Below are 10,193 nucleotides of genomic sequence, written 5' to 3' on the forward strand. Positions count from 1 at the left end.
CCGACCGGTGGGTGCGCCCTGCCGTCGAGCTACCGGTGGAGCTCCTCGGGCGTGCTGGCCACCCCGCGGGCCGGCTGGGCGTCGCTCAAGGACTTCACCACGGCCCCGTACAACGGCAAGCACCTCGTCTACGCCACGACCCACGACAACGGCTCGTCGTGGGGCTCGATGAACTTCAGCCTGGTGAACAACTTCTCCGAGCTGGGCTCCGCGTCGCAGAACGCCATGTCCTCCGGGACCGTGGCGCCGTCGCTGTTCTACTTCGCCCCGAAGAACATCTGGGTGCTGGCCTACCAGTGGGGCGGCAACGGGGCGTTCTCCTACAAGACCTCCAGCGACCCGACCAACCCCAACGGGTGGTCCTCGGCCCAGACCCTGTTCACCGGCAGCATCACCAACTCCGGGACCGGTCCGATCGACCAGGCCCTCATCGCTGACGGCTCGACCATGTACCTGTTCTTCGCCGGCGACAACGGGCGGATCTACCGCGCGAGCATGCCGATCGGGAACTTCCCCGGCAACTTCGGCTCGTCCTACACGACCATCATGACCGACACGACGAACAACCTGTTCGAGGCGCCGCAGGTCTACAAGGTCAAGGACCGCAACCAGTACCTGATGATCGTGGAAGCCATCGGCAGCAACGGCCGCTACTTCCGCTCCTTCACCGCCACCAGCCTCTCCGGCTCGTGGACGCCGCAGGCCGCCACCGAGAGCAACCCGTTCGCGGGCAAGGCCAACAGCGGCGCGACGTGGACCAACGACATCAGCCACGGTGAGCTCGTCCGGACGAGCGCCGACCAGACGATGACGATCGACCCCTGCAACCTGCAGCTGCTCTACCAGGGCCGTTCGCCCAGCTCCGGCGGCGACTACGGCCGGCTGCCGTACCGACCGGGTCTGCTGACCCTCCAGCGGTAGGCCCGCACGCACGCAGAAGGGCCGGCCCCCACCGGGGGGCCGGCCCTTCGCGCGTTAGGTCAGGCGTCCGTGCTGGCCGCTGCCGCGATCTTCTCGCGGACCTCGTCCATGTCGAGCGCCTTGACGGCCTCGACCACCTGCTCCAGCGCGGGGGCGGGCAGCGCGCCGGCCTGGTTGAACACCAGGATCCCGTCGCGGAAAGCCATCAGCGTGGGGATCGAGAAGATCTGCAGCTCGGCCGCCAGCTCCTGCTCGGCCTCGGTGTCGACCTTCGCGTGCACGACGTCCGGGTGGTTCTCCGAGGAGTCCTCGAAGACGGGCCCGAAGCGCTTGCACGGTCCGCACCACTCCGCCCAGAAGTCGACCAGGACGATCTCGTTGTCCTTGATGGTCTGGCCGATCGTGCTGCCGGTCAGCTCAGTCGTCGCCATGACTTTCCTCCAGTGCTCGGTTACCGCCAGGTAGAGCGCGTAGCCACCGACGACTATTCCCGAGCGTGGCACGACGCACACCTCGGCAGGGGGTGATCAGCGCGGCGCGCCCGACGTGGGCACCGGCGGGGCGGTAGACATGGTCAGTGACCGCATCTGCTGAGTTCCCCCGCGGCCCGGAGCGTCCCGCCGGTTGGTTGAGCCCCGACGAGATCACCCATGCCCGCACCCAGCTGCCCATCCTCTACGTCGACGCCATCCCGGTGCGCGTGGACGACTCGGGCGACGTCGTCCAGGTCGGCCTGCTGCTGCGGGTCACGCAGGAGGGCGTCATGTCCCGCGCCCTGGTCAGCGGGCGGGTGATGTACCACGAGCGGGTGCGGGACGCGCTGCTGCGGCACATCGAGAAGGACCTCGGTCCGGTCGCCCTGCCGCAGATCCCCGCATCGCCGCAGCCGTTCACCGTGGCCGAGTACTTCCCGACTCCCGGCGTCACGCCGTACCACGACCCCCGCCAGCACGCGGTGTCGCTCGCGTACGTGGTGCCGGTGCTCGGCGACTGCCGCCCGCAGCAGGACGCGATCGACCTGGCCTGGATGACGCCCGAGGAGGCGTGCGCGCAGCAGATCCAGTTCGAGATGAACGGCGGCCAGGGTCTCCTGCTGCGGCAGGCGATGGGGCACGTGGGCCGACTGCCGTGACGGACGACCGGCCGCGGTACGTGCTGGCGCGCACCCTGCACGCGATCGTGCTCGTCGCGGCCGTCGTCGGGCTGTCCCTGGAGCTGGCCCGGGCGCTGACGTCGGACGACCTCGGGACGCGGCTGGTCCGCCTGTTCAGCTACTTCACCATCCAGTCGAACATCCTCGCGGCCGTCGCGGCGGGGATGCTCCTGTGGCGCCCCGACCGTCGCGGTCGCGTGTTCGCCGTCCTGCGCCTCGACGCGCTGCTCTGCATCGCCGTGACCGGGATCGTCTACCACGCCGTGCTCGCCGGGCTCCAGGAGCTGACGCCGTCGGGTGCGCTGGCCAACCTCATGCTGCACACGGTGGTGCCCGTCGGGACGGTCGTCGCGTGGCTCGTCGTCGGACCGCGTCCGCGCCTGTCCGCGCCGGTCGTCGGGTGGTCGCTGGTCTACCCGCTCGGCTGGATCGCGTACACGTTCCTGCGGGGTGCGGTCGTCGACTGGTACCCGTACCCCTTCCTCGACGTGTCCGAGATCGGGCTGCAGTCGGCGCTCGTGCGGACCGGCGTCGTGGCGGTCATCTTCCTCCTGCTGGCCTTCGCCGCCCTGGGCATCGAGCGGGTGCTGCCGCCCGCGCCGCGGCCGGTCGTCGAGCCGGTGGCGGAACCGGTCGTCGAGCCGGTCAGAGGCTGAGCTCGGGCCAGTCCGCCAGGTCCGCGCGCATCCGGCGGTCGTGGGTGGCGACGACCACCGCGGCCGACGTGGCGCGCAGCGCGGCCGTGAGCTCGTCGACCAGCCCGACGGACAGGTGGTTGGTCGGCTCGTCGAGGATCAGCACGTGCGGGGCCGCCAGGAGCGCGCACGCCAGGTCGAACCGTCGGCGCTGACCCACGGACAGCTCGCGCAGCGGCCGGTCCAGGTCGTCCTCGGTGAGCAGGCCCAGCGCCGCGACGGGGACCAGCTGGTCCGGGTCGAGCAGGCGGGCCTCCAGCAGCGTCAGCGCGTGCCGGGCGTAGGCGTCGAAGCCCGACAGCTGCTCGGCGGTGCCGGCGGCCCGCGGATGGGCGACGACCGCCGCGGCGTGCTCCGTCGGTCCCTCCTGGGCGAGCACCCCGAGCCGGACGCCCGGCGCGATGGAGCGCACGCCTCGGTCGAGCGCGACGGACCCGGCGAGCGCGGCGAGCAGCGTCGACTTGCCCGAGCCGTTGGGGCCGGTGACCAGCAGGCGCCCGCAGGCGGGCACCTCGATCCGCACCCCCGCCAGGTCGAGCCGGTCGCGCACGAGCGGCGCACGCAGGTCGAGCAGCGGGCCCGGCTGCGGCTCCCGCGGGAGGGACGGCAGGTCGGGGAACGTCAGGACGAGCGGCGGGGTGGGCACCTCGACGGCCTCGGCGTCGAGCTTCTGGATGAGCCGGTCGGCTGCCTTCACGTGGCCCCGCGCCCGCGTCGCGCGGCGGTGCGTCTGCGAGCCCTTGGGCGGGCGCCACTCGTCGGACAGCCCCTCGTAGCTGGCGTCGAGCTGCTCGGCCAGCGCGAGAGCACGCTTGCGCTCGGCCCGGTACCGCGCCTGCCACCGGCGGATCATCTGGCTCTTGAGGAACCGGTAGTCCGAGTACCGCGTCGCGCCGTACAGCGCCGGCCGGCCGTCCATCGCCGGGTCCAGGTCGAGGATCGCGGTCATCACGTCGTCCAGCAGCCGCCGGTCGTGCGTGACGATGACGACGGCACCGGGCCACTCGCGCAGCCGCGCCGTCAGGTAGTCGATCCCCGCCGCGTCGAGGTGGTTGGTGGGCTCGTCCAGGAGCAGCAGGTCCGCGCGCTCCCCGATCCGGCACGCGAGGCGGACCCGGTACCGCTCGCCGACGCTCAGCTGGTCGAGCCGCCGGTCCGGGTCCCGCGGAGCGCCGAACCGCGACAGCGCCTCGTCGACCCGCCGGTCGGCGTCCCACGCGGCCAGGTGCTCGTAGCGGGCGACCGCCGCGGTCAGGCGCGCGAGGTCCCCGAACTCGTGGTCGAAGCCGGCGATGGCCGCCTCCAGCTCTCCGGCCGCCGCGCGGACCCCGCCGAGGGCCTCGGCGACGAACGTGCCGACGGTGGCGCCGCCGGGCGCGTCGAGCTCCTGCTCGACCGACGCCAGCGTGCCGCGCCGACGCACCGAGCCGGCCTGCGGCGCCAGCTCGCCCGCCAGGACCCGCAGCAGCGTCGTCTTGCCGGCGCCGTTCTCCCCGACGACGCCCACGCGGTCCCCCGCGCTGACCACGAGGTCGACCCGGTCGAGCACAGGGTGCTCCGGGTAGCCGTAGGTGACGGCGTCGGCGACGAGCTGCACGTCGCCCGTCGGGCTCTCAGTCACGACAGGTCATCCGCCGAGCACGCGCACGAGCGTCGGGACGAGCGCGCGGAACGCCGTGCCGCGGTGGCTGATCGCGTTCTTCTCGTCCGGCGTGAGCTCCGCGCACGAGCGTGTCTCGCCGGTCGGCACGAGGATCGGGTCGTAGCCGAAGCCGCCGGCCCCTCGCGCCTCGGTGGCGAGCACGCCCTCGAGCGTGCCGGTCTCGACGTGCTCGAACCCGTCGGGCGTGACCAGCGCGGCCGCGCACACGAAGCGGGCGGCGCGGTGCGGCTCGGCGATGTCCGCCAGCTGCGCGAGCAGGAGCTCCAGGTTGGCGACGTCGTCCCCGTGCCGGCCCGCCCAGCGCGCCGAGAAGATCCCCGGTGCACCGCCGAGGACGTCCACGCTCAGCCCCGAGTCGTCCGCGACGGCCGGCAGCCCCGTGAACGCCGCGAGGGCACGCGCCTTGATCAGCGCGTTCTCGACGAACGTGACTCCGTCCTCGACCGGCTCGGGCGCTCCGACGTCACGCGCGCCGACCACCGACGAGGGGTCCAGCCCGGGCAGCACCGGCGCCAGGATCGCGCGCAGCTCGCCGACCTTGTGGGCGTTGTGCGTCGCCAGGACGAGACGAGCGCTCACCGGACCGCCAGGCGCGTGGCCGAGCCGTCCCCGGGCGCCGCTGCGAGGGACGCGACCTGCAGAGCGGTCAGCTGTGCAGTGCCCGCGACCGCGAGGTCGAGCAGCGAATCGAGCTCGGCGCGGTCGAACGGGGCGTGCTCCGCGGTGCCCTGCACCTCGACGAACGTCCCCGACCCGGTGACGACGACGTTCATGTCGGTCTCGGCGCGCACGTCCTCGACGTACGGCAGGTCGAGGACGGGCAACCCGTCGACGATCCCGACGCTGACCGCGGCGACCGAGTCGCGCAGGACGACCTTGCCGGCCGGGACGTGCTTGTTCTCGACGGCCCAGGCGACCGCGTCGGCGAGCGCGACGTACGCGCCCGTGATGGACGCTGTCCGGGTGCCGCCGTCCGCCTGCAGGACGTCGCAGTCGAGCACGATCGTGTTCTCGCCCAGCGCGGACACGTCGATGATCGCGCGCAGCGACCGGCCGATCAGCCGCGAGATCTCGTGCGTGCGCCCGCCGACGCGGCCCTTGACCGACTCCCGGTCGGAGCGGCTCGACGTGGCGCGCGGCAGCATCGAGTACTCGGCGGTGACCCAGCCCTCGCCGGACCCCTTCTTCCAGCGCGGCACCCCGGGCGTGAACGACGCCACGCACAGCACCTTCGTGCCGCCGAACTCGACGAGCACGCTGCCCTCGCCGGCCTCGAGGAAGCCGCGGGTCAGGGTCACGGGACGCAGCTGGTCGGGTGCGCGACCGTCGGCGCGGACGCGCGCCGGCGTGCCGGCGGCGGACGTGGTGGTGGCAGAAGTCATGCGGACGAGCCTAACGGCGCCCCCGGACACCCCACGCCGACCTCCACGCCTTCCGCCGGACGTCCGCACTCCGTCGGCCAGGGACCCGCACGAGTGCGGACGCTGCTCGGTCTGGGATGCGCCGTCCGCACTCCGGCGGGTCGGAACCCGCTCGAGTGCGGACGTTGCAGGTCGTCGGGAGGACGTCCGCGCGCCGGGGAGACTCAGGGCGCCCGGGTGCGGACGCCGCGATCGCTACAGGACGTGCACCGCTCCGGGCTCGGCCAGGTCGATCGGGCCGTCGTAGACCGCTGCCGCCTCCGCGCGCGTCGTCTCCGGGTCGTTCCAGGCGGGGATGTGCGTGAGGACCAGCCGGGCGACCCCGCCGCGGGCGGCGGCCTCGCCGGCGCGCCGGCCCGTCAGGTGCACGCCGCGCAGGGCGTCGTCGCGCCCCTCGAGGTAGGCGGCCTCCGAGAGCAGCAGGTCGGCGCCGGCGGCGAGCGCGTCGAGACCGGCGCACGCGTCGGTGTCCCCCGTGTAGGCCAGCGTCACGGTGCGCGACGGGTCCGCGTCGCTCGGCCCGGAGACCCGGACACCGAACGCCGGGACGGGATGCTCGACGGCCACCGGCTCCAGCACCAGCGGGCCGACGGTGACCGGCGCACCCTCCTGCCACTCGACGACGTCGAACTGCCCGTCGGTGCTGGTCGCAGGGTCCTTGCCGGACATCTGCGCCAGCCGCTCCGCCGTGCCGGTAGGACCGTGCACCACCACCGGGTCGCACGCTCCCGCGGGGTGGTACCGCCGCAGGACGTTGAGGACCACCATGTCGGCCACGTGGTCGGAGTGCAGGTGGGACAGCCCGATCGCGTCGAGCCGCGTGGGGTCGCCGAACCGCTGCAGGGCGCTCAGGGCGCCGTTGCCGAGGTCGAGCAGCACCGTCCACGTGCGTCCGTCGGCGTCGTCGGCCTGTACGAGGTACCCGGACGCCGCCGAGTCGGGCCCCGGGAAGGAGCCGGCGCACCCCAGGACCGTGAGCCTCATCGCAGGGCCGCGCTGGGCTCGACGACCTCGACCTCGGGTCCGAGGAACCGGCGGGCGAGGACGCGGAACTGGTCGGGGTCGCCCGTGGCGAGGAACCGGTGCACCGGCGGGCCTGCGGCGGGGTCCCGCTCCAGGTCGTGCGCGACGAGGGTGCGGTACACGTCCTTGGCGGTCTCCTCGGCGCTCGACACCAGGGTGACCTCCTCCCCCATGACGTAGGAGATGGCGCCGGTGAGCAGCGGGTAGTGCGTGCAGCCGAGCACGAGGGTGTCGACGCCCGACTCACGGACCGGGTCGAGGTACTCGTGCGCGAACGCGAGGACCTCGGGGCCGGAGGTGATCCCCGCCTCCACCAGCCGCACGAACTCCGGGCACGCCTGCGTGGTCAGCGTGACGCCGGGCGCGACGGCGAGCGCGTCGTCGTAGGAGCGCGACTCGACGGTCGACTTGGTCGCGATGACGCCGATCCGCCCGGACCGGGTGGCCGCGACCGCCCGGCGGGCGGCCGGCAGGATGACCTCGACCACCGGGATGCCCCGCCGCAGCGTGTACCGCTCCCGCGCGTCGCGCAGCATCGCCGACGACGCCGTGTTGCACGCGATGACGAGCAGCTTCACGCCGGCGTCGACCAGGTCGTCCATGACCTCGAGGGCGTGCGCCCGCACCGCCGCGAGCGGCTTGGAGCCGTAGGGCGTGTTGAGGGTGTCACCGATGTACAGGGTGGACTCCTGGGGCAGCTGGTCGAGGATCGACCGGGCCACGGTGAGTCCGCCGACGCCGGAGTCGAAGATGCCGAGGGGGGCGTCGTTCACGCGGACGAGCCTAACCGCTGGCGGCTCACTGGTCCGCCGGGCGCCCCGGGGCGCGCAGGTCGTGCAGCAGCAGCTCGACCAGCGACTCCTGCAACCAGCTCAGGGCGCCGTACACCGCCACGAGGTACCGCCGCGCGGCCGGGTCCAGGACCTCGTCGACCTCCGCGACGTCGTCCTGCGGCGAGTCCAGCAGCGTGTCGTACAGGCGCTCCGCCTGCTCGTCCGTGCGAATGCCGAGGCGCTCCGCGAGCACCAGACGCAGGTCCGTGATCGCGGCGGCGTGGTCCTGCGCGTCCTGCGGCGCGACGACGAACGCGTCCGCGCGCCAGCCCTCGACCGGGGTGGTCAGCGCACCCCACAGCTTCGTGAGCCGAGCGATCTTGCCCGCGCGCAGGTCGTCCTCGGTGAGCCGGCGGAACTCCTCGGCGACCTGCGGGTCGTCCCGGGACGCGTCGGGCAGGAGGCGTCGCACCGCGGGGTCCGACGGCGGCGGGAGCGGCTCGATCCGCATCCGCGGGCTGCCGTCGCCGACGGCCACCGCATGCGGGTCCCGGGACTCCAGGCGACCCGCACCGAGCAGCTCCGCGACGTCCGCAACCAGCGCGGCGATCACGTCGCGCTCGTCGGTGTCCAGTCGTGCGGCGTACATGCCCCGGCGACGCTTGAACGCCCGCATCACTGCCCGCTGCGCTGGAGCGTCGCCCAGAGCCCGAAGCCGTGCATCGCCTGCACGTCGACCTCCATCGCCTCGAGCGACCCGGTCGACACGACCGCGCGCCCCTGCTCGTGCACCTGCTTCATGAGCCGCTCGGCCTTCTGGCGGGGGTGGCCGAAGTACGACTCGAACACGTACGTCACGTAGCTCATCAGGTTGACCGGGTCGTTCCAGACGATCGTCACCCACGGGTCGGCGACCGCGGTCTCCTCCTCCTGCTCGACGCTGGCGTCGGGGAGGGTCTGCGTTGGCACGTCGTCCACTGTAAGCCGGAGCGCTGACCTGGAGTGCAGCGGAGGGTGGGGGCGCGCCAGCGCACCCGCCCGGAGCGGAACGCAAGGTCGGCGCGACCACAGGAACGGAGCGCTGACCTGGAGTGCAGCGCAGGGTGGGGGCGCGCCAGCGCACCCGCCCGGAGCGGAACGCAAGGTCGACGCGACCACAGGCACAGGAGGCTCGGCAGGTCCTCAACGGCTCTGCGCCTCTACCTTGGGCCCATGACGGCCCTCCCGACGCCCAGCGCGGCGCTCCTGACCGACCGCTACGAGCTGACGATGCTGCAGGCGGCGCTGGCCGACGGGACAGCGCACCGGCGCTGCGTGTTCGAGGTGTTCACGCGCCGGCTCCCGGCGGGCCGCCGGTACGGGGTGCTGGCCGGGACGGGACGCGTGCTGGAGTCGTTGGAACGCTTCCGGTTCGGTGCGGCCGAGCTCGGCTGGCTGGCGGACGAGGGCGTCGTCGACGACGCGACGCTCGCGTACCTGGCGGACTACCGGTTCACGGGCTCGGTCGTCGGGTACGCGGAGGGTGAGGCGTTCTTCCCTTCGTCGCCGGTGATGGTGGTCGAGGGCACGTTCGCCGAGGCGGTGCTTCTGGAGACGCTGGTGCTGTCGATCCTCAACTACGACTCGGCGGTGGCGTCGGCGGCGTCCCGGATGACGAGCGCGGCGGTCGACCGGCCCTGCCTGGAGATGGGGTCGCGGCGGGCGCACGAGGAGGCGGCGGTCGCGGCGGCCCGCGCGGCGGTGGTCGCCGGGTTCGCGGGGACGTCGAACCTGGAGGCGGGTCGGCGGTACGGGCTGGCGACGATCGGGACGGCCGCGCACGCGTTCACGCTGCTGCACGACGACGAGGCGTCGGCGTTCGCGGCGCAGGTCGCCTCCTTCGGGTCGGGGACGACGCTGCTGGTCGACACCTACGACGTCCGCCGCGGCGTGGAGCTCGCGCTGGCGGCCGCGGGCACGGGGCTGGGCGCGGTCCGGCTCGACTCGGGCGACCTCGGGGTCCTGGCGCACGAGGTCCGTGCGCAGCTGGACGCCGCAGGCGCTCGGGGGACGAGGATCACGGTCACCTCGGACCTGGACGAGTACGCGATCGCGGCCCTCGCCGTGGCTCCGGTGGACACGTACGGGGTGGGCACGTCGGTGGTGACCGGTTCGGGCGCACCGACCTGCGGGATGGTCTACAAGCTGGTCGCCCGCGAGGGCGCCGACGGGGTGCTGGCGCCGGTGGCGAAGGCGGCCTTCGGCAAGTCGAGCGTCGGCGGCCGCAAGGCGGCGGCGCGGCGGCTGGGCGCCGACGGGCGGGCCGTCGAGGAGGTGCTGGTGTCGGGGCCGGACGAGGACGTCCGGTCCTGGGCTCCCGCCGACGACGCGCTGCGTGCGCTGCACGTCCCTCTCGTGACCGAGGGCGAGGTCGACCCGCGCTGGGTCGGAGCGGACGGCGTGCGCCGGGCAGCAGAACGGCACCGCGCCTCGCGTGACGAGCTGCCGCGCGGGGCGCGACGGCTGTCGGACGACGAGGCAGCGGTGCCGACCGTGGCGCTGCGG

12 protein-coding genes are annotated in these 10,193 nt (G+C 73.5%); 4 read left to right on the forward strand and 8 right to left on the reverse strand.

Going from position 1 to position 10,193, the window contains the following annotated elements; all coding sequences use genetic code 11:
* A partial coding sequence (locus tag CXY01_RS20620; RefSeq protein WP_281285346.1) for a non-reducing end alpha-L-arabinofuranosidase family hydrolase occupies positions 1-921 on the forward strand: 921 nt, incomplete at its 5' end.
* Positions 922-980: 59 nt separating this feature from the next.
* Here CXY01_RS20620 and trxA read toward each other — a convergent pair.
* Positions 981-1,352, reverse strand: a complete 372-nt coding sequence (gene trxA, locus CXY01_RS20625) for a thioredoxin (protein ID WP_056591845.1) — start codon at positions 1,350-1,352, stop codon at positions 981-983.
* Between the two features lie 146 nt (positions 1,353-1,498).
* Between trxA and CXY01_RS20630 the strand changes: the two genes are divergently transcribed.
* Together CXY01_RS20630 and CXY01_RS20635 are read left to right on the forward strand one after the other, a co-directional pair.
* Positions 1,499-2,053: an NUDIX hydrolase family protein gene (locus CXY01_RS20630; protein WP_146931806.1), complete on the forward strand. Its 555-nt coding sequence runs from the start codon at positions 1,499-1,501 to the stop codon at positions 2,051-2,053.
* Complete coding sequence (locus CXY01_RS20635; RefSeq protein ID WP_186813502.1) at positions 2,050-2,730, forward strand: Pr6Pr family membrane protein; 681 nt, start codon at positions 2,050-2,052, stop codon at positions 2,728-2,730. Before CXY01_RS20630 ends, CXY01_RS20635 begins: the two co-directional genes overlap by 4 nt.
* Here CXY01_RS20635 and CXY01_RS20640 read toward each other — a convergent pair.
* The 7 genes from CXY01_RS20640 to clpS all read right to left on the reverse strand — a co-directional run bounded on the left by CXY01_RS20640 (position 2,720) and on the right by clpS (position 8,618).
* A complete protein-coding gene (locus CXY01_RS20640) occupies positions 2,720-4,366 on the reverse strand; it encodes an ABC-F family ATP-binding cassette domain-containing protein (RefSeq protein ID WP_146931833.1) in 1,647 nt (548 codons plus the stop codon). The genes CXY01_RS20635 and CXY01_RS20640 overlap by 11 nt on opposite strands.
* A 30-nt stretch (positions 4,367-4,396) precedes the next feature.
* Positions 4,397-5,011 carry an RdgB/HAM1 family non-canonical purine NTP pyrophosphatase gene (rdgB, locus tag CXY01_RS20645; protein WP_146931809.1) on the reverse strand — a complete coding sequence of 205 codons (615 nt, stop codon included), beginning with the start codon at positions 5,009-5,011 and terminating at the stop codon, positions 4,397-4,399.
* Complete coding sequence (gene rph, locus CXY01_RS20650; RefSeq protein ID WP_146931812.1) at positions 5,008-5,814, reverse strand: ribonuclease PH; 807 nt, start codon at positions 5,812-5,814, stop codon at positions 5,008-5,010. Before rph ends, rdgB begins: the two co-directional genes overlap by 4 nt.
* 234 nt (positions 5,815-6,048) lie before the next feature.
* On the reverse strand, positions 6,049-6,837 hold the full coding sequence (locus CXY01_RS20655; RefSeq protein WP_146931815.1) for an MBL fold metallo-hydrolase: 789 nt from the start codon (positions 6,835-6,837) through the stop codon (positions 6,049-6,051).
* A complete protein-coding gene (gene murI, locus CXY01_RS20660) occupies positions 6,834-7,649 on the reverse strand; it encodes a glutamate racemase (RefSeq protein ID WP_146931818.1) in 816 nt (271 codons plus the stop codon). The genes CXY01_RS20655 and murI overlap by 4 nt, the downstream gene beginning before the upstream one ends.
* A gap of 25 nt (positions 7,650-7,674) precedes the next feature.
* Positions 7,675-8,325: a DUF2017 domain-containing protein gene (locus CXY01_RS20665; RefSeq protein ID WP_146931821.1), complete on the reverse strand. Its 651-nt coding sequence runs from the start codon at positions 8,323-8,325 to the stop codon at positions 7,675-7,677.
* Positions 8,325-8,618 (reverse strand): ATP-dependent Clp protease adapter ClpS, encoded by a 294-nt coding sequence (clpS, locus tag CXY01_RS20670; protein WP_246125528.1) that lies wholly within the window; start codon positions 8,616-8,618, stop codon positions 8,325-8,327. The genes CXY01_RS20665 and clpS overlap by 1 nt, the downstream gene beginning before the upstream one ends.
* Positions 8,619-8,861: 243 nt before the next feature.
* Between clpS and CXY01_RS20675 the strand changes: the two genes are divergently transcribed.
* Positions 8,862-10,193: nicotinate phosphoribosyltransferase (locus CXY01_RS20675; RefSeq protein ID WP_146931827.1), on the forward strand; the 1,332-nt coding region annotated here is incomplete at its 3' end.

It is taken from the genome of Cellulomonas xylanilytica, from assembly GCF_007989805.1.
Lineage (GTDB): Bacteria > Actinomycetota > Actinomycetes > Actinomycetales > Cellulomonadaceae > Cellulomonas > Cellulomonas xylanilytica.